Origin of the sequence: Nocardioides carbamazepini, assembly GCF_024614185.1 — a bacterium.
Classification (GTDB): Bacteria; Actinomycetota; Actinomycetes; order Propionibacteriales; family Nocardioidaceae; genus Nocardioides; species Nocardioides carbamazepini.
The window spans coordinates 273,366-291,946 of the sequence record NZ_JAHTLF010000003.1; the positions used below are offsets into that span (position 1 = coordinate 273,366).

15 protein-coding genes are annotated in these 18,581 nt (G+C 65.8%); 13 read left to right on the plus strand and 2 right to left on the minus strand.

Annotated elements, in window-relative coordinates; translation table 11 throughout:
• Nucleotides 1–377 precede the first annotated feature (377 nt).
• Nucleotides 378–2,777, plus strand: coding sequence for a P-loop NTPase fold protein (locus KVF89_RS01865; protein WP_257422848.1), 2,400 nt, complete (start codon nucleotides 378–380; stop codon nucleotides 2,775–2,777).
• A gap of 740 nt (nucleotides 2,778–3,517) precedes the next feature.
• Here KVF89_RS01865 and KVF89_RS30545 read toward each other — a convergent pair.
• Entirely contained in the window at nucleotides 3,518–4,012 is a 495-nt protein-coding gene (locus tag KVF89_RS30545) for a helix-turn-helix transcriptional regulator (protein ID WP_372497836.1), read from the minus strand.
• A 261-nt stretch (nucleotides 4,013–4,273) separates the two neighbouring features.
• On the opposite strand from KVF89_RS30545, the gene KVF89_RS01870 reads away from it, so the two are divergent.
• The gene (locus tag KVF89_RS01870; protein WP_257422850.1) at nucleotides 4,274–4,576 is read left to right on the plus strand and encodes a hypothetical protein; all 303 of its coding nucleotides are present in this window, start codon (nucleotides 4,274–4,276) and stop codon (nucleotides 4,574–4,576) included.
• A gap of 416 nt (nucleotides 4,577–4,992) precedes the next feature.
• Here KVF89_RS01870 and KVF89_RS30550 read toward each other — a convergent pair whose 3' ends face one another.
• Nucleotides 4,993–5,121, minus strand: coding sequence for an FCD domain-containing protein (locus KVF89_RS30550; protein WP_372497837.1), 129 nt, complete (start codon nucleotides 5,119–5,121; stop codon nucleotides 4,993–4,995).
• Between the two features lie 474 nt (nucleotides 5,122–5,595).
• Between KVF89_RS30550 and KVF89_RS01875 the strand changes: the two genes are divergently transcribed.
• From KVF89_RS01875 to KVF89_RS01925, 11 genes are all read left to right on the plus strand, one after another.
• A complete protein-coding gene (locus KVF89_RS01875; RefSeq protein WP_257422852.1) occupies nucleotides 5,596–6,744 on the plus strand; it encodes a serine hydrolase domain-containing protein in 1,149 nt (382 codons plus the stop codon).
• A 174-nt stretch (nucleotides 6,745–6,918) separates the two neighbouring features.
• Nucleotides 6,919–7,860 carry an alpha/beta hydrolase gene (locus tag KVF89_RS01880; protein WP_257422854.1) on the plus strand — a complete coding sequence of 314 codons (942 nt, stop codon included), beginning with the start codon at nucleotides 6,919–6,921 and terminating at the stop codon, nucleotides 7,858–7,860.
• On the plus strand, nucleotides 7,857–9,515 hold the full coding sequence (locus KVF89_RS01885; RefSeq protein WP_257422856.1) for a flavin-containing monooxygenase: 1,659 nt from the start codon (nucleotides 7,857–7,859) through the stop codon (nucleotides 9,513–9,515). The genes KVF89_RS01880 and KVF89_RS01885 overlap by 4 nt, the downstream gene beginning before the upstream one ends.
• Nucleotides 9,512–10,657 carry a zinc-binding dehydrogenase gene (locus KVF89_RS01890; RefSeq protein WP_257422857.1) on the plus strand — a complete coding sequence of 382 codons (1,146 nt, stop codon included), beginning with the start codon at nucleotides 9,512–9,514 and terminating at the stop codon, nucleotides 10,655–10,657. The genes KVF89_RS01885 and KVF89_RS01890 overlap by 4 nt, the downstream gene beginning before the upstream one ends.
• A 24-nt stretch (nucleotides 10,658–10,681) precedes the next feature.
• Entirely contained in the window at nucleotides 10,682–12,157 is a 1,476-nt protein-coding gene (locus KVF89_RS01895) for an aldehyde dehydrogenase family protein (protein ID WP_257422859.1), read from the plus strand.
• 62 nt (nucleotides 12,158–12,219) lie between these two features.
• Nucleotides 12,220–13,512, plus strand: coding sequence for an MFS transporter (locus tag KVF89_RS01900; protein WP_257422861.1), 1,293 nt, complete (start codon nucleotides 12,220–12,222; stop codon nucleotides 13,510–13,512).
• Between the two features lie 140 nt (nucleotides 13,513–13,652).
• Nucleotides 13,653–14,429, plus strand: coding sequence for an ABC transporter ATP-binding protein (locus tag KVF89_RS01905; protein WP_257422863.1), 777 nt, complete (start codon nucleotides 13,653–13,655; stop codon nucleotides 14,427–14,429).
• The gene (locus KVF89_RS01910) at nucleotides 14,426–15,133 is read left to right on the plus strand and encodes an ABC transporter ATP-binding protein (RefSeq protein WP_257422864.1); all 708 of its coding nucleotides are present in this window, start codon (nucleotides 14,426–14,428) and stop codon (nucleotides 15,131–15,133) included. Before KVF89_RS01905 ends, KVF89_RS01910 begins: the two co-directional genes overlap by 4 nt.
• Nucleotides 15,134–15,143: 10 nt before the next feature.
• Nucleotides 15,144–16,040 carry a branched-chain amino acid ABC transporter permease gene (locus KVF89_RS01915; RefSeq protein ID WP_257422866.1) on the plus strand — a complete coding sequence of 299 codons (897 nt, stop codon included), beginning with the start codon at nucleotides 15,144–15,146 and terminating at the stop codon, nucleotides 16,038–16,040.
• The gene (locus KVF89_RS01920; RefSeq protein WP_257422868.1) at nucleotides 16,040–17,239 is read left to right on the plus strand and encodes a branched-chain amino acid ABC transporter permease; all 1,200 of its coding nucleotides are present in this window, start codon (nucleotides 16,040–16,042) and stop codon (nucleotides 17,237–17,239) included. The genes KVF89_RS01915 and KVF89_RS01920 overlap by 1 nt, the downstream gene beginning before the upstream one ends.
• Entirely contained in the window at nucleotides 17,236–18,501 is a 1,266-nt protein-coding gene (locus KVF89_RS01925) for an ABC transporter substrate-binding protein (protein ID WP_257422869.1), read from the plus strand. The genes KVF89_RS01920 and KVF89_RS01925 overlap by 4 nt, the downstream gene beginning before the upstream one ends.
• The last annotated feature ends 80 nt before the right edge of the window (nucleotides 18,502–18,581 follow it).

Consider the following 18,581-nt stretch of genomic DNA (forward strand, 5'->3'; position numbering starts at 1 on the left):
GCGTCGCTCCAACCTACGGCGACTCGTGTCGAGATTTGCTATTTTCGCTCGATTGGGTTGTCACGAGTTGCGAGGCGGTGCGAGATCGAGTCACGACTTCAAGTCGCACCCTCGACGCGCGCAAGTGCCGACCCGGCCTGTGATTACGGACATCTCCGCCTCGCGCGGACTGGGACTGAGCAGATCTGTGCCAGGTTCGCGACCAGGACCACATCACTCGTCCGTGATCTTGGCCGACGTGGGCAACGACCCCAGTGGGAAGTCCGGGTGCAGCCTCGAGCGGCCAGGCACTCGGCTCGGAGATTGTGTGAACTCGGTGGAGACGATCGTGCAGCATGGTCGCCATGCAGCTCCGCGAGAAAGTCCGGTGATTTCTGATGACGTCGTCCAGTGCCGGGTCGCCCAACGAAGAGGTTCCAGACCTGATTGTGGATGCTCGACACGAGGCAGCCCGCATACGTGAGGAAGCGCGCGAGCAGGGTGCGGCGATCGTCAGCGAGATGCGTGAATCGGCGCAAGGCGAAGCGGTGCGGATCATTGAACACAGCAAGCGACTTATCGAACGCGACCGCCGCAACTCACTGCGCGAGATGTTGCAACCGACGTCACGAGCTGTCAGCAGCAGCTATGCGCCACCAGTCCACACGCGCCTGACAAGCGATGGCGGACCAAGGGTCGACCTGCTCGATGTCTCCGACGACGCGCGTGCACTCGGATCGCTGCTCGCTTCACGGTCGCTGACACCGCCGTTCGTGCTCGGCATCTACGGAGAATGGGGGAGCGGCAAGTCGTTCTTCATGCGACAGGTCGAGGCCAACATTCGAGACTTAACGAAAAGCAAGGTGCCCGGCTCTCCGTTCTGTCGCAACGTCGCGCACGTCTGGTTCAACGCATGGCACTACGAAGACGGCAATTTGTGGGCAAGCCTTATCGACCAGATCTTCGATGTGCTAAGTGAACGTCCCAGCCGCTATCAAGCCCTAGTCCGCGAAGCCATCGAGAATCTGACAAGTGCCGAAGAGGTCACCGCAGTGGCCGAGGCTCGCGTCCAAGCAGCCTCAGATCGTGTCCGCCAGGCGAACGATGCCCTCGACATCGCCCAACGACGCCGTGACGACGCCGTCACCGAGGCCCGGAGGGTCCGAGCTACCGACCTCTGGCAGACGATCACGGTGGCCGCCGCAGACGATGGTCTTGCAGACCAAGTCCGCAGCGCCGCCGGCGAGCTTGGTCTCAATAGCGTCGCCGAAACAGCGACCGAGCTACGCGCGGCCACGGAATCAATCCGCGACACCGCAGACCGTGCACGCGCGCTAGCGACCGTCGGAGGGCTGAGGTCGCCGATCGCCATCGCGATCTACGCCTGGGTCGTTGTCGCCACTGTCGCGGTCCTCGTAGCGTTCCTAGTCGAGGACTGGGGACAGGCGTCGGCATCGATAGCCCTCTACTTCGGCCAGGTCGTCGCAATCGGATCGTCGGCTGCTGCATGGCTCAAACGTCAACAACAGACGGCAAGGCGCCTCCTCGCTCCTGCGGAGCGGCTTCAGGCCAGGTTGGACAGGCAGGTGGAGGCGGCACAGGTCGAGCACGCTGCCGCTCTGGCCGCCGCCGAGGACGAGCTCCGAGCGTCCCAAGCCGAACTACAGGACGCTAGGGCCACCGCTGCTGCCGCCGAGATTGGCGCTGAAAACGCTCGCCGCGAGCGCCATGACTTGACCGGCAGCCGGCTGCTCCACACATATCTGCAAGACCGAGCCGAGAGCACCGATTATCAGAACTATCTCGGTGTCGTCGCACTCGCACACCGCGACTTGCGCGACCTCGTCGAGTTCATGAACGCCGTCGACTCTGACGACAACGATCGACTCGAGCGGATCATCTTGTACATCGACGACCTCGACCGCTGCGAGTCTCAAACGGTCGCCGACGTCCTCGCCGCCATCCATCTGCTCCTTGCTCTTCCGCTCTTCACCGTCGTCGTCGGTGTCAGTCCACAACGGCTCGAAAGGTCTCTGAGCGAGACCCGCGAACACCTCCTCGGTGCTGTCGACGGCGAGAATGCCAACACCTACCTCGAGAAAATCTTCCAACTCACGTTCACGTTGAGACCGATGACAGCAGCCACGACCCGGAACCTCCTGTTCGGGCTTGCCTTCGAATCGATTCACGGCGCCGACGAACTGTCCACGACCCCGGATCTCCACGCCCGCCATCGAGGGCCCGAACAAGACGACGCACTAGACGACATGGGAACGAGTGGCGGCCCCAACCCCGACGGCAGTCGCCGCTACCGGACGCGACTCGGTGACAACCCGTCACCGTCGCCCACCACCCTCGCGTCGGCGCTCAACCTCGACGAACGAGAGTTCGGACTCATCCAAACCGTTGCGCCGCTGCTCTCCACGACGCCTCGACGATCCCAGCGGTTTCTCAACCTGTACCTGGCACTCCGAGCCCGTTACCCCGACTCCGACCAGGCATACGACCAGCTCCTCACCACCACCGCGATCGCGCTTGGCGTCCCCAACGCGTTGCAGGCAACTCTGGATACCCCTCCACGCCAGCACAGCACCGCAGCACGTGAACTCCTCGAACACTCCACCGGGGTCGAGATAGAGAGGTTGAACCAGACGATGTTCGACAACTCCAACGAGATCGCGCTCTCTCGAACAGAGCTCGACCTCTGGATAGATCGGATCTGGCCTTACTTGCCGCGCGGCTACCAACCCGTCTTCATGGCGGACGAGGACGGCGGACGAGGACCGGCCGGTCCCTGATAGCGAAAGTCCCGATCGCCCGGACTGGTCAGCTGCTCGAAAGGCAGCGGACGTCGGTCATCCGGTCGTGACGGGATTTCGAAGGGGACCGGGAGCTTTCGGGTGGCGAGACTGCGCCCGGGGCCGATCTTATCGCCGGTCTTCAAGGTAGGGCCCGGTGCACTCCGAGGTGCGTCCTTCCGCCGCCTTTGCAGCGCGGCAGCGCGAGCGGTTCGGACGTGGCGAGAACGATGTCGGAGCTCTCGAAGTCGCGCGAGCGAGTCTCGAGCGTCCTGCAGGTCGCTTCCGCGTCCGACGTCTGCGCTCGATGCTGACACCGACGGCGAGCATGGTGCGCATACAGCGATGAAGTGCCACACACCTAGTGCATTGTCGGTTGAGTTGCGTCCGGCGCAATCACCGGCGGCGCCAGTGCGTGCCTGGGCGGGGCCGGCGAAGGCGCTCCAGCTCGTCGGCGACGCTGCTCCACTTCGCCTCCTTGAATGCGCCGCGGGCGTCGCGGTCGGCGAGTTCGCGCAGGATTCGTCGGCAGGCGCCGGGGGAGTCCAGGGCTGCGTGGACGTGTTCGTCGAGGCTGGTGGCTTCCTTGATGAACGTGACGGCGGTGTGGCCTGCTTCGGCGGCTCGTCGCTCCTCGGACGCGAGTCGGCGGCAGGCGCTGCTGCACCACCGTCGCGGACGGCCCGGCCTGGGGCGGTCGGAGACGGGGAACGGTTTCCCGCAGCGAGGGCAGGCCGTGATCATTGGTCGCGCTCTACGGTGAGTGTCCAGTCCGCGACGGTGCGGGGATGCCAACGCAGGTGTTTGCCGACACGGAACCCTTTAGGGCCAAGTCCCTTTGCTCGCCAGGCGTAGATGGTCTTGACCGGTACGCCGAGGTGGTCGGCCAGATCTGCAGCGGTCCAGAGACGTTCACCGGTGCTGTCGTTCCCGGTTTTTGCGGGAGTGCTCGGTCGTGACGAAGACTGCACAGCTCGCCGAGGCCGTGCTGATTTGCGCGGTGGTTGCGGTGGCAGCTCCTCCCAGAGACTTGGTTGGTCCTGTTCGTGCTTGTCGTTCCTCATCGCAGCCTCGTCCCGATCCCGTGGATGCCCGTTGCGCCACTGTTGGTCTCCTAGGGGGCGAGTTGTTGTGGGTGCGATCACCGCCAGCACGGGATGACGGCGAGTCGTCCGATCCGAGCGCTGCTCTGCTTGGAGTCGCCGTGCCGGACACGATGGGGACGCGGGGCTCATCGAGCGGCGAGCGCATTGCGCCGGACGATTTCACCCCGACAATGCAAGAGGTGTGTGGCACTTCGTCGGTCGCGGAAATCTGGGGGGACGCTGAGGGGCGCGGGTGACGGCTGGGGCGTCGGGTTCGGATCGGGCTGGCTGGACGGCTCAGTGAGTCGGTGGGGAGCGGATTTCGAAGGGTTCTGGGGTTCGGTGATCGCTCGGGGACCGGGAATGTCGTAGGTGACTGTCAGAGTCCATGTCGACACGAGTGAGGACCGGATGAGTCAGCAGACGATCAAGCAGCAGGCGCGGCGTACGGCGCGGGAGATGGCCGAGAAGCGGCGCAAGGAGCGCGAGGAGCGGGAGCGCCGGGTGATCGACCTGGCCGAGCGGGTCATGGTCGCGATCGGTGAGCGCGACGCTGCGGTGGCTGAGACCGAGAAGCGTGCGGGTGAGGCGCTGCGGGAGTTGACCGAGGTCGAGGGCCTGTCCCTGGGCGAGGCCGTCGAGTGGTGCGGCGAGACGATCACCGTGCGGGAGGCGACGCGGCTGCGGCGGCTGGCCGCCACAGCTCGCCCGTGACGCCATCGATCGCCGCTGCCGCGACCGATCGTGCGTGCACATCGAGCCCAACGCTCGTACGCTCGGTAAACACCGGGGCCTCCCACAATTGTCGGATAGGCCAAGCAGGCAGCCCCTGCTCGGTAACCCACGAATCTTGTGAGTGAGGCCCCGGCCCGCAACCGCCTCAAGGCCGAGCCGGTCACGTCATACCGTCTAGGTAGACGGCCAGCGCATGTGGGGCGAAGAGCTCGGCCGCCTCCGGCGCCAGCAGCCCAACTTGCTCTGCGAAGCCTGTGGTGTGTCGCTCCGCGAGCTCCCCGGCGTCCGAGCCTTTGCCGGCGGCCAACAGTTCTAGAGGGCCCCGGTGCTCGATCTGAAGATCCTGTGCAATGGATCACCACTCATCCGACCCTGCAAGCCCTTCCGTCATTAATCTAGCAAACTGCGCCACTCAGGCTGGACAACATCATCGACGCAATCACGTTGCCCGAGAGTCGGGCCAGGCCCAGGTGGAACTCCACGTCCGCGTGATGAAACTCGTGGAGATTGCGAGCCTCGTCCATGGCGTCAATGAGTCGCGGGGCTGGTTAGCGCCTCATCAGGGACGGGCGCGTTGATTTGCCGCAACGCCCCGCACTCGAGCATCACGCGCGTACGAACGGACCGGAAGGCTGCTCGTCGCTCGTGCATACGGAGGGCGGATGTCCACCCGGCCTCGTGGTCGGCACGACGATCGCGCCGGCTTGAGGTCCCGATCCAACGGAACTCTTGACGACACCCCACCGGGTCAGGCCCGAGGAACATCATCGGGTGCCTTCGATGGTCAGTGCTCACGGCGGACCGCTACGCCAGGAGTGCGCCGGACCTTCCGGCGCCAGTGCAACACGACCGAGCGCGAGGTCGCGGTGTCGCAGGACTCGGCGGTGGACTTATAGTCCGACTCTAACAGTCGGACTATTGACTGAGTGTTTCCAGCGCTCTAGCCTGGGCGGCTGTGACAGCGGTCACGGTCATGCACAAGCCCTGAGGAGGGCCCGATGTCCGACGAACTCCACGGTTTCGCCGATCAGCGCTTCGCGGAGGTCCGCGAGCTCGTCGCACACAACCTCCGTTCGGGCGAAGAGCTGGGCCTTTCGCTCCATGTGGACGTCGACGGCGATGGTGTTCTGGACCTGTGGGGTGGGTACGCAGACTCAGCCCGCGAGCGACCCTGGCGCCATAACACCATCGTAAACCTGTGGTCCTCGACGAAGCCCGTCACCAACATGGCGGCGCTGCTGCTAGCCGACCGGGGACTGATCGACCTCTCGACCCCGGTCGCCGAATACTGGCCAGAGTTCGCTGCCCACGGCAAGGAAGCCATCGAGGTCAGACACGTCATGTCTCACACGTCCGGGGTGTCCGGTTGGGAGACGCCGTGGGTGATCGAAGACATGTACGACTGGGAGCGGTCGACCGCACAACTGGCTCGTCAGGCGCCATGGTGGGAGCCGGGCACCGCATCGGGATACCACGCGTGCAACTTGGGACAACTCGTCGGGGAAGTCGTGCGACGTGTCACGGGCATGACGTTCAAGGAGTTCGTCCGGGAGGAGATCGCGGTTCCCCTCGGGGCCGACTTCCAGATCGGCGTCGTTGAAGCCGACGATCCCCGTGTCGCCGAGATCATCCCTCCGCCGCCAACTGGTTCCGACTTCAGTGCAGTCCCGCCCGATCATCCGATGGTCAAGACGTTCACCGGACCCGTCGGCGATGCCCAAGCAGCGAACACGATCGGGTGGCGCCGGGCCGACATGGGTGCACACAACGGTCACGGCAACGCACGTTCCTTGGCCAGGATGCTGTCCCCCATCTCCCGCGGAGGCGTCGTGGACGGGAAGAAGATGCTCAGCCCGGACACCATCGACCGCATATTCGAAGAGCAGGCCAATGGCATCGATCTCGTGCTCGGCGTCCCTCTGCGGTGGGGGATCGGGTTCGCGCTCCCGGAGCCGCGGACGGTGCCCTCCATTCCGGATGACGGTCGCCGAACGTGCTTCTGGGGTGGTTGGGGTGGGTCGATGGTGGTCATGCATCCAGACGATGGAGTGACCATCGCTTACGCCATGAACAAGATGGCTCCCGGGATCATCGGGTCGGACCGCTCAAACGCCTACATTTCGGCAATCTACGAGGCGCTGTCCTGAACGTCGCTGCCATTTGGCGAGACGGGCGTCACACATCTGTGCCATCTGCTCAATGCTTTGGCGCCGTTCGAGCCTCAATACTGAGTGAGCTCCGGCCAGTGGGCTGGGTCACATTCAGGTGGACGAAGCCGACCTGCGCTCGAAAGCGCCGGCGGCCGAGAGGGCGAGGAACACTTGATCGACAAGTCTACGCAGCTGCTGCTGGAGGCGATCGCGCAGAACCGCACGCGCCCCCTCGTCGACTCCTCGCCCGCGGAAGCCCGTGCCGCGGGTGCCGGCGCCTGGGTGGCCTTTGGCCGTGGTCCCGAGATGTATCGAGTCTTTGACAAGTCCGTACCTGCGCGGGACGGAGCGACTTTCCCCGTACGGATCTTCGTCCCGTCTTCCAGTTCGCGGGGTGTAGTCGTCTACTTCCACGGTGGCGGCTTCGTCCTCGGGGAGATCGACGGCTACGACACCCTCGCTCGCACCCTCGCGGCCGCAGCGAACACAACAGTGATCTTGGTCGGTTATCGGCTCGCGCCGGAGCACCCGTTCCCCGTCCCGGTTGATGACGCCTGGGACGCGTTTCAGTGGGCGGCGAGTGAACTCACCGATGTTCCGGGAATTGCAGGGCGGTGGGTCGTCGCCGGCGACAGCGCTGGAGGCAACCTTGCCATCAACACCGCGTTGCGTGCAGCCGACGCGGGCCGGGAGATCGCTGCAGCGCTCCTAGTCTACCCGGTGACCGACACCGACGTCGATCGACCCTCGTATGTGGATCCGCAGAACCAACTCCTCATCACCCGCGACAGCATGCGCTGGTTCCTCGACCACTACCTCGGAGCCACGGATCGGAGCGACCTCCGGGCGAGCCCTCTCCGGGTTGATGACCTCGCCGGATTCCCGCCCACGGCCATGGTCCTGGCAGAGCACGATCCCCTCCTGGATGAAGGCACTGAGTTCGCCGCGCGACTTCGTTCCGCTGGCGTACCGGTGCAACTACGGCTTTTCGATGGGCAGATGCACGCGTTCTTTCAGATGGTGAACGTCCTGCCTGCCAGCAACGAGGCCATCGAATGGCTTGCCGCGTATCTCCGCAACGCGGTGTTCACGAACAGACAGGAAGTGTCATGAGCAAGTCCACCACCGAACCTTCGCGCCACGACGTTGTCATCATCGGGGCGGGATTCTCCGGAATGCTGCTGATCCACCGGTTGCGCGATGAGCTCGGCTACGACGTCAAGGTCCTCGAGCGCGGCGAGGACGTCGGCGGCACCTGGTTCTGGAACCGCTACCCCGGCGCACGGTGCGATTTCGAGTCGGAGTTCTACTCCTACTCCGACGAGGAGATTCAGCAGGAATGGGACTGGTCCGAGAGGTACGCGGCGCAGCCGGAGATCCTGGATTACATCAACTTCGTTGCTGATCGCTGGGACGTACGCCGCAGTATCGAGTTCGACACGACCGTCACTTCGGCGGCCTTCGATGAGGAGCGCGACGTCTGGATCGTGGAGACCGATCGCGACGCCACCTTTGAGGCGAGGTACCTCATCGCCGCCACTGGCAACTTGTCCGTGCCGTCCGAGCCGAGCTTTCCGGGCATGGAGACCTTCACCGGCCCGATCCACCACACCGGCCGCTGGCCGAAGGGCGGGGTCGACTTCAGCGGACAGCGCGTGGCGGTGATCGGCACTGGGTCGTCCGGGATCCAGTCGATTCCCCTCATCGCCGAGCAGGCCGCGGAACTGACGGTCTTTCAGCGCACGGCGACGTTCACCGTGCCGGCAGCCAACCGGCCATTGACCGAACGGGAGCGGCAGGTCACCAAGCAGAACTACCCCGTGCTCCGGGAGGCGGCCACGCACACGCGCGCAGGGATCCTCGGCGAGCAGCCCATAGGGTCCTTCGCCGACGTCGATCCCGTGCTGGCACGCGGCGAGCTCGAGCGTCGCTGGCGTACGACGGGGCTCGGTGTTGCCGCGACGCTGAACGACACCTTGGTTTCTGAGGTGGCGAACGAGTTCGTCTCGCAGTTCGTGCGCGACAAGATCAACCAGATCGTTAAGGACCCTGCGACGGCGAAGCTGCTCGAGCCGCACGACTACCCGATCGGCACGAAACGACTTGCTCTCGACACCGGCTACTACGAGACGTTCAACCGTTCGAACGTGTCACTGGTGAGCATCCGCGAGACCCCGATCGAGCGATTCAGTCGACACGGCATCGTCGTCGACGGGCACGAGCACGAGTTCGATGCCATCGTCCTGGCCACTGGTTTCGACGCGGTCACCGGCGCCCTCGAGCGGATCGACATCACCGGTCGCGGCGGGCAGTCCCTGACAGACGCGTGGTCCGAGGGCGCCAGGTCCTACCTCGGTCTCGCCGTTCACGGGTTTCCGAACCTGTTCACGGTCACGGGCCCGGGAAGCCCGGCGGTGCTGACGAACGTCCTGGCGTCGATCGAGCACCACGTCGAGTGGATCTCCGACTATCTGGAGCACCTGCGCCGTGAGGGCGTCTCCCGCACCGAGGCCACGGCCGAGGCGCAGGCCGACTGGGTCGCGCGGGTGGCCGAGCTCGCCAGCCACACCCTCTATCCGAAGGCCGCGTCCTGGTACATGGGCGTCAACGTGCCGGGCAAACCTCGCGTGTTCCTCGCCTACCTGGGCGGCTTCGGCCACTACCGCACTGCCTGTTCCGAGGTGGCTGCCTCCGGCTACCCGGGGTTCGCCCACGCACACTCGGTCCGCGAGTCCGCGGCCCGCGAGACCGAAAGGGTCAACGCATGACCGGCACGACGCTCCCGACGACGACTCCCGCACCTGGCCAGAACGTCCGGGCGGCGGTGGTCGACCGCGTGGCCGCCAACCAGTTCACGTTGTCCGAGATCCGCCTCTCGGACCTTCGGCCCGGCGAGGTCCTGGTCGACGTCAAGGCCTCGGGGCTGTGCCACAGCGACTGGAACTTCGTCTCTGAGGACCGCGGGACCCCGTTCCCGGCACTGCTCGGCCACGAGCTCGCCGGCGTCGTCAAGGCGGTGGCCGACGGGGTGACGGAGTTCGCGATCGGCGATCACGTGGTGGGCTGTGGAGTCGGTTCCTGCGGCGAGTGCGACAACTGTCGTGAAGGCCGTTCCATTTGGTGCCGTCACCCCGAACGCGCGGCGCGAGCTGCTGGTGAGCCTCCGCGCATGACGACCGCTGACGGCGATCCGCTGTGGCAGTTCCTCGGGATCGGCAGCTTTGCCGAGCAGACGATCGTGCACCAGAGCATGCTCGTCGCCGTCGATCCGAGAGTGCCGTTCGACCGTGCGGCGGTGCTGGGTTGCGCCGTCGCCACGGGTGCGGGGGTCGTTATGCGCTGCGCGGAGGTGCGTCCTCGGGAGACCGTGGTGGTGTTCGGTGCTGGTGGAGTCGGGCTCAACGCCATCCAGGCGGCGGCCCTGGTCGGCGCCCGCAAGATCATCGCCGTCGACGTCCAGGACGAGAAGCTCGAGCTGGCGAAGAAGTTCGGGGCCACGCACGGCGTCAACGCTCGCGACGTCGATCCGGTGGAGGCAGTCGCCGAGATCACGGGTGGCCACGGGGTCGACCACGTCTTCGAGATGACGGGCCTTCCCGGCCCGCTGGGCCAGGGGTACCGGATGCTTGGCCGCGACGGCACCGTCTACATCGTCGGGATGCAGGCTCCGGGCTCGCGTTTCGAGCTCCCGAGTGCCGAGATTCTGCGTGGCGCGAGCGTGCGGGCCGTGTGGATGGGCTCGTCGAACTTCAAGGTCGACGTCCCCTACTACGCCGAGCTGTACCTGCAGGGTCGCTTCAACCTCGATGACCTAGTTGCCCAGAACATCGCGCTCGACGACATCAATGACGGTTACGCGCGGATGCTCACCGGCGGCGGCGTCGCCCGCAGCGTCATCGCCCACCACTGAAACTCGCACCGACGAAGGGACATCATGACGATCACGACCGAGCAGCGGCTCGACCAGGACCTGTTCACCCGGAACACCCTGTTCATCGGTGGTGTGTGGGTCGAGCCCGCCACCACGAACCGGCTCGACATCATCAACCCGACGACCGAGGACGTCATCGGCTCGATCCCGGAGGCCTCCGAGGCAGACGTCGACCGCGCCATCTCGGCTGCGGTGGAGGCCTTCGCGAACGATCCGTGGCGACGCCTCACCTACGCCGAGCGCGCCGAGTACCTCGAGCGCCTCGCGGTCGAGATCGAAGCGCGCGCCGACCGCGTGGCGCAGGCTTACGTGCATGACTTCGGTGGAACGATCCGCAGTGGTCAGGTGATGGCCGCTGGCGCAGCCGCCTTGGTCCGAGCGCACGTCGGATACGTCGAGCGCCTCTCGGACGACCCAGAGCGCGTCACGGTCGGCAACCTCGAAGCCCTGCTGGTGCGAGAGCCGATCGGCCCCGTCCTCGGGATCGTGCCGTGGAACACGACCTTTTACGTTTCCGTGGTCAAGATGGCACCTGCTCTCCTCACCGGATGCCCCATCGTCATCAAGATCGCCACGGAAAACCCGCTGGGCAGTTTCGTCCTGGCTGAGGCCATCGAGGCAGCCGGGATCCCGGCTGGCCAGGTCAGCTTCCTTCCCGGGCGTCGTGAAGCGCTCGGAGCGATCACCAAGCGGCCGGAGTTCAACTACATCTCCTTCACCGGCAGCACCGAGGCCGGCATCGAGATCATGAAGGACGCTGCCGACAACGTCACGGCGCTCACGCTCGAGCTTGGCGGCAAATCCGGCGGGATCATCCTGGATGACCTAGATCCCGTGGAGCACGCCCCGTTGGTGTTCGCGGGGACCATGGCCCAGGCCGGACAGATCTGCACAACCTACTCGCGCCTGTTCGTGCCGAAGGCGAAGGAGCAGGCCTGGCGGAACGCGCTCGCAGACTACTACGACGGTCTCGTGGTCGGCGATCCGTCCGATCCGGCCACGGACGTCGGCCCCCTGGTATCGGCGTCGCATCGCGACAAAGTGGAGCGCTACATCGACATCGCCCGAGCGGAGGGCGCCACGATCCTCGCTGGGGGCGGCCGGCCAGACGGCTTGGAGCACGGCTACTTCGTCCGCCCCACGTTGGTCGCCGACGTCACGTCGGACATGCGCATCGTTCGGGAAGAGGTGTTCGGTCCGGTCATCACCCTGCAGCCCTATGAGACCGAGGAAGAGGCCATCGAGATGGCCAACGACTCCGAGTTCGGTCTCGCGGGCGGCATCTTCACGATGTCCGAGGCCCGGGCGATCCCGATCGCGCTCCGCCTCGAGGCCGGCAACATCAGCGTCAACCTCTCGAGCGGCTCCTTCCAGTTGCCATTCGGCGGCTACAAGAAGTCCGGTATCGGACGTGAGGGCGGTTTCGCCGGTGTCGAGGAACTGCTCGAGTGGAAGCAGGTCCAGCTCAAGCGCACCTGACCGTGGCGTACGTCGACTTGTGACGCCAGCACGACCGTCCCCAGCACCTGAGGTGGAAGCCCATGACCCCCATTCCTGACGATCGCTCTCACGCGCCGCTCGATCGCCGGTACCGGAGGCAGCGGTTGATGGCCACGATCGCCGCCTTCGGCATGATGGTGACTGTCTCGACCGTTGCTGCTGCTGGCTTCACGGTGGTGCCTGGCACTGAGCACTTCGGGGTCGGTGCCGGCCGATACCTGATCTGGTACTCGGTCTTCACGCTCGCGACGGCCGCGGTGTACTCCTCCGCGGGCCGGCTGCTGGAGCGCCACGGCGCTCGGGTGATGTCGATCAGCGGCAGCATCGGTGTGGCTGCGAGCTTCACTGGGATGGGTGTCGCGCCCAATCTGGCTGCCTTCTACGCCTGGTCGGCGGTCCTCGGCGTCTCCTGGACGGGGTGCACCTATCTCGTGGCAACACACCTCACGACCGTCTGGCACACCCACAGTCGCCGCGGGACCGTCGTGGGGATCGTGGCCACCGGGTTTTCGTTCGGTGGGTTCCTCTGGGGTCTCGCCTTTCCCCCGATCGTGGCCAGCTTCGGGTTCACGGGAGCGTTCACGGCCATCGCGGCATTTGTCGTCCTGTTCGCCGTGCTGCCCGCCATCTTCCTGGTGCGCGAACCGTCCGAGATCACGGTGGACGTGCCTGACCCTCGTGCGCGGCGAGACGGAGGACCGCGTCTGACACGGGGTTTCGTCGTCGTGACGACTCTGCTCGGGGCCGCGTTCTTCCTCTTCGCCCTCGAGTCCGCGTTCGTCAGCGTCCAGCCCGCGGTGTACGACAACCTCGGTGTCAGTGCGACGACAGCCGGCCTGCTCGTCTCGGTCTACTCGGTCAGTGGCTTGGTCGCCAAGCCCATTCTCGGCTACCTTCACGACCGCTTGGGCGTGATCGCCCTGTACGCCGTGCTGGTCTGCCTGTTCGCCCTGGGACTTCCGATGATCGCCCTGTTCGGAGACCTGGGAGCGGGAGTGCTCTTCCTCCTGCTGCCGGTGGCCGCCCTTTCGCTCTCTGTGCCAACTATCATCGTGCCGCTCGTGACCCTGCGGGCCGTCGGCCAGGAGCGCTTCGCCGTGGTCTACGGATTCGCCCTGTCGGCGTTCGCAGTGGGGCTCGCCGCCGCACTGCCTCTGTGGGGTCTGATCCGAGACCTGACAGGCAGCTACAGCCTCGCGATGCTCGGAGGAGCAGGTCTCGGGATCGTCGGCGTCCTTATCTCCTTCTTCGCCTACCGCGTCGGCCGTGGCCTGCGAGAAAACGACGGCGCAGCTGTGCCGGTGCGGGCACAGGCGTCGAGCGCAGCACACTGACGCCGGCGCGACTAGGCCGACCCTTCCGAGGATCTGGCAGAACTTTTAAAGGTTCGACTTCAACTACGTTGTCTAAAGTTGTATGGTGTGATCCACGGCACACGGGTGTTCGTGGCACGGAGCGCGATCAGGAGACTGCGGTGAATGCACAGAACGTCCTCGATATCGAGGGGATCGGCATCTCGTTCGGCGGCATCAACGCCCTCACGGGTGTGTCCTTCAGCGTCGGCCACGGTGAGATCTGCGGACTCATCGGACCGAACGGGGCTGGCAAGACAACCTTGTTCAACTGCATCACCCGGGTTTACGAACCGACCGTCGGCACCATCCGCTTCCAGGGCGCAGACCTGCTCGCCATGCGACCGCACCGCATTGTGGGAGCGGGAATTGCGCGGACGTTCCAGAACCTCGCGCTCTTCCCCTCCATGTCCGTGCTCGAGAACACGATGTCAGGCGCCTCCGCGCTCGGGCACACCGGTTTCGTGTCCGCAATGCTCGGCCTGCCCGCGTCGCGGCGCGCCCACCGGCAGGTTCGCCACCACGCATGGGAGCTCCTCGAGCGCCTCGACCTCGTCGACGTCGCCCTCGAGGACGCCGACGGGCTGCCCTTCGGCACGCTGAAGCGAGTCGAGCTCGCACGAGCGCTCATCGCCCGCCCTCAACTGCTTCTGCTCGATGAGCCGGCCGGCGGTCTGACCCACTCCGAGGTCGACGAGCTGGGTGTGCTGATCAAAGACCTGAGCCGGTCGCTCGGATTCTCCGTTCTCCTGGTCGAGCACCATATGGGTCTGGTCATGGGAATCTCCGACTCGGTCGTCGCCTTGGACTTCGGACGCGTCCTCGCCCAGGGCGCGCCGCGAGAAGTGCAGGAGAATCCAGACGTCGTGGCCTCCTACCTGGGCACGGCAGCGGCATGAGCGCCCTCGAGATCTCGGGACTGAGTGCCGGGTACGGGGCGGCGGACGTCGTTCGTGACATCTCCATCTCGGTCCCCGCCGGCGAGGTCGTTGTCGTCCTCGGAGCGAACGGCGCCGGTAAGACGACGACGATGCGCGCCATCTGTGGGCTGATCGATCGGCGAGGCAGCGTCCGAGTCGACGGCGTGGAGATCGGGACAAAGCCGGCGGACGTCGTCCGTGCCGGTGTGTCCTTGGTTCCTCAGGGTCGAGGAACGCTGGGCACCTTGACGGTGCTCGACAACCTCCGCGTCGGAGCTGCACTGCGCGGGGACCGGGCGGGTATCGCGGACGACATCGAGCGGTGGACGACGGTGTTCCCCGTCCTCGCCGAACGGGTCGACCAGCGCGCCGGAACGCTGTCCGGAGGCGAGCAGCAGATGCTTGCGGTCGCCCGAGCCTTGATGGCGCGCCCACGTGTGCTGCTCTGTGACGAGCCCAGCCTTGGCCTGGCTCCGCGCATCGTGCAACACCTGTTCGCCACTCTGCGCGACATCAACCGCGAGGACTCCACCTCGATGCTGATCGTCGAGCAGAACGCTGAGCTGGCCATGGACCTAGCCTCGTCGGTCAACCTGCTCGAAGTGGGGCGCATGGTCCGCACCGGAACGCCCGCGTCGTTCCGTGAGGACACCGAGCTCCGTCGCGCCTACCTGGGTTACTGAGGAGACCTCCATGGAACTGTTCGTCGAACGTCTCCTCGCAGGTGTCACCAACGGGTCGATCTTCGCCCTCCTGGCGCTCGCGCTCGTGATGGTCTACCGGAGCACTGGCACCCTGAACTTTGCCCAGGGCGAGTTCGCGCTCTTCAGCGCCTTCTTCGCCTGGTGGCTCGTCGGTACGGGACTGCCCGTCTGGGCGGCGGTGATCGCGGGCATGCTTGCCGGGTTCCTCCTGTGCGCCGCAGCGGAACGCGGCCTGATTCGCCCCGTCCAGAAGAAGAGCGAGCTCGCGACCTTGATCGTGGCGCTCGGGCTCTTCAGCGGACTGAACGCCGCCGTCGCCCTGATCTGGGGGACTGACACCAAGGTCATGCCCAGCATCGTGCCCAACGGCTTGGACGACTACTTCGAGCTCTTCGGTGCGCGCGTGTACGGCGACACCGTCGTCACGTGGGTCGCGCTGGCCGTTGTCACCCTGCTCATGACCGTGCTCTTCACCAAGACCGAGCTCGGCCTGCACATGCGGGCCGTGGCCGACAACGCCGAGTCCGCTGCGCTGACGGGGGTCAACACCAGTCGGATCCTGATGCTGGGCTGGGGTCTGGCAGGTGCGATCGGCGCCTTGGCCGGATCCCTCGCCACGCCGCTGGCGCCTGAACAGCTGTCCGTCACGACGATGTTCCCGATCTTCATCGGGGCCTGTGCCGCTGCGCTGCTGGGCGGGCTGGACAGCCTCGCCGGGGCCGTGATCGGTGGCCTCATCATCGGCGTCGTCGAGGCCATGGTCACCGGGTACGTGCCCCTGGTCGGCGGCGCGATGCAGCAGACCACCGCCATGGTCATGATCGTCCTCATCCTCGTGGTCCGACCCAACGGCCTCTTCGGCAGCAAAGAACTGGAGCGTGTGTGATGCCGACAGTCACCGACCGCGAACGGACGACCGAGCCCCGAACGGAGCGCAGCCCCGTACTCCTCGCCGAAGGCAGCCGCGCCTACCGGATCGTTGCGCTCGTCATCGTCGGGGCCATCACCGGGCTAGCACTCATCGGTACGACCCTCTCGGTCTACCGGATGTCACAGGTGACGGCCGTCATGATCACGGCCATCGCAGTCGTGGGCCTCAATCTGGCCACGGGGTACACGGGCCTGTTGTCGATCGGCCACTCCGCCCTCTTCGGTGTGGGGGCTTACGCGACCGGCATCCTGATCCTGGACTACGCCTACTCGCCGCTCCTGACCCTCCCGGTTGCGACCGCACTCGGATTCGCCGTCGGTCTCATCGTGGGCGTGCCTGCCCTACGGATCCGTGGCCTCTACTTCTCGCTCGTGACCCTGGCCCTCGGCATCGCCTTCCCGGAGATCATCCGCCGCTTCGACGACTTCACCGGAGGTGCCGCCGGCCTGCTCATCAGGTCGCAGTTCCTCACGCCTCCGAGCTGGACCGGTCTGACCCGCTTCGAACGAGGGCTGTGGTTGTACGGACTCTCGTTCGTCTCGCTCGTGGTCGTGATGCTCCTCGTGCGCAACCTCATGCGCAGCCGGACGGGCATCGCCATGCGTGGCGTGCGCGACCACGAGGTCGCCATCAGGTCCAACGGTGTCGACGTGGCCCGCACGAAGGTCATCACCTTCGGCTTGTCGGGCGCGATCACCGGCTACGCGGGCGGGCTCTTCGCGATGAACGTCGGAGCGCTATCGCCCGACGGCGGCTCCTTCACCCTCGTGAAGTCAATCGAGCTCATCACGGCCATGTTCATCGGTGGAGCGGGGACACTGCTCGGTCCGCTGATCGGATCGACCGTGACGGTCTTCCTGCCTGAGCTGACCAGCACCTGGACCACCGGACCGATCTCCGGCGTCCTGTTCGGCGTGACGCTGATCGTCCTGGTCTTCTTCATGCCCGAAGGCATTGCGGGACGACTGCAGATCGTCATCCGACGCTTCGTGCGGGTCGTGCCGTCGGATCATCCGGTGGCCCGACGCCGTGCCTCGTCGACCCAGAACTCGGGAGGAAAAGTCACCGGCGAAGAGCCGGTGGCGGCAGGAGGTGCCGAGCACCCGCCCGGGCCGAACTCAGATGATGCGAGCAGTGAAGGAAGTTCACGATGAAAACCAGCAAGTACGGCGTGATCGGAGTGGCGATCACCCTGGCCCTCGCCAGCGCCTGCGGCACCAACACCGGCGGGACGACCAGCGGTTCTGCGGAGGAGGCACTCTCGAGCGAGAACTGCGCCGACCCCGCGGCTGTGACCGGGGAGATCACCGACGAGTTGGTCGTGGGCATCTCCGCGGCCCTGTCGGGCCCGGCCGCCCAGGCCATCGGCCAGGTGCTCCAGGGCGCAGAGGCGCGATTCGAGCTCGCCAACCAGAACGGTGGCATCGACGGAGTCGAGATCTCTGTCGTCAAGCGCGACGACGGGTTCACGCCCGAGCGCGCCAAAACGAACGTCCAAGCACTCATCGACCAGGACCAGGCCGACGTTCTGACGACGTTGGGCGGCGGCCAGGTCGACGCCATGTCGGACTACCAGAACGAGCAGTGCGTCCCGTTGCTCAACGCGATATCGAGCGTGCCGAAGTACTACGACCCGGTGCAGTTCCCGTGGACTACCCAGGACCTTCCCGCGGCGTCCATCGAAGAGGCTGCGATCGCTCGCCTCATCGAGGAGCGCTACCCGGACGGAGTCGAGGTCGCCATGGCCTCGAACCCGAACGAGTCAGGACAGGCGTACGCGGAGGCCTTCGAGGCCGCCATCGAAGGCACTGACATCAGGCTCGTCAAGAACGAGCCGATCGTCGACCCGGCAACCACCGCATCGACCCTGGAAGCGACCGGCGCCAAGGTGCTGAACATCGGCGGCATCGGCACTGACTGCCTGTCGATGATGAACGCCATCGGTCGGGCCGGCTGGGAGCCGGAGCTCGTGATCGTGCCGTCCAACTGTACGGACGCCAAACTGGTGTTCGAGCCCGCGGGCGAGGCCGCCGACGGAGTCGAGATCCTGCGGTGGTTCAAAGAGCCGATCCTCGAGGAGTATGAGGACGACGACGCTGTCCTCGAGTTCGTCGAGGCGGTGACCGCCGCAGGCGCTGACCCGTCGTCGTCCTACGTCCTCAGCGGTTGGGCAATGGCCGACATCACGGTCAATGCCCTCGAGGAGGCCGCGGTCTCTGACGGCGGTCTGTCGCGCATCGGCATCATGAAGGCGGCGCAGTCCCAGGACTACAAGGCACCGCTGTTCATCGACGGCGTGAGCTTCACGGTCGACGGCGAGTCGGATTCCTTTGGCATTGAGTCGTTCCGACCGTACGCGTGGAACGCGGAGACCAAGAAGTTCGAGCCCGTGGGCGACGTCATCTCCGCGGACTGACCACTGGGTTGCCCGTCGCCGCTCCACCCACCGGGCACGGCGGCAGGCACACGTCGGGACTCTTGGGCTCGGTCGTGTGC

What these genes read in the sequence shown, in the direction of transcription:
- KVF89_RS01865 (WP_257422848.1), top strand. Translation starts at nt 378, where the DNA reads ATGACGTCGTCCAGTGCCGGGTCGCCCAACGAAGAGGTTCCAGACCTG.
- KVF89_RS30545 (WP_372497836.1), bottom strand. Translation starts at nt 4,012, where the DNA reads ATGAGCCCCGCGTCCCCATCGTGTCCGGCACGGCGACTCCAAGCAGAG.
- KVF89_RS01870 (WP_257422850.1), top strand. Translation starts at nt 4,274, where the DNA reads ATGAGTCAGCAGACGATCAAGCAGCAGGCGCGGCGTACGGCGCGGGAG.
- KVF89_RS30550 (WP_372497837.1), bottom strand. Translation starts at nt 5,121, where the DNA reads ATGGACGAGGCTCGCAATCTCCACGAGTTTCATCACGCGGACGTGGAG.
- KVF89_RS01875 (WP_257422852.1), top strand. Translation starts at nt 5,596, where the DNA reads ATGTCCGACGAACTCCACGGTTTCGCCGATCAGCGCTTCGCGGAGGTC.
- KVF89_RS01885 (WP_257422856.1), top strand. Translation starts at nt 7,857, where the DNA reads ATGAGCAAGTCCACCACCGAACCTTCGCGCCACGACGTTGTCATCATC.
- KVF89_RS01890 (WP_257422857.1), top strand. Translation starts at nt 9,512, where the DNA reads ATGACCGGCACGACGCTCCCGACGACGACTCCCGCACCTGGCCAGAAC.
- KVF89_RS01895 (WP_257422859.1), top strand. Translation starts at nt 10,682, where the DNA reads ATGACGATCACGACCGAGCAGCGGCTCGACCAGGACCTGTTCACCCGG.
- KVF89_RS01900 (WP_257422861.1), top strand. Translation starts at nt 12,220, where the DNA reads ATGACCCCCATTCCTGACGATCGCTCTCACGCGCCGCTCGATCGCCGG.
- KVF89_RS01910 (WP_257422864.1), top strand. Translation starts at nt 14,426, where the DNA reads ATGAGCGCCCTCGAGATCTCGGGACTGAGTGCCGGGTACGGGGCGGCG.
- KVF89_RS01915 (WP_257422866.1), top strand. Translation starts at nt 15,144, where the DNA reads ATGGAACTGTTCGTCGAACGTCTCCTCGCAGGTGTCACCAACGGGTCG.
- KVF89_RS01920 (WP_257422868.1), top strand. Translation starts at nt 16,040, where the DNA reads ATGCCGACAGTCACCGACCGCGAACGGACGACCGAGCCCCGAACGGAG.
- KVF89_RS01925 (WP_257422869.1), top strand. Translation starts at nt 17,236, where the DNA reads ATGAAAACCAGCAAGTACGGCGTGATCGGAGTGGCGATCACCCTGGCC.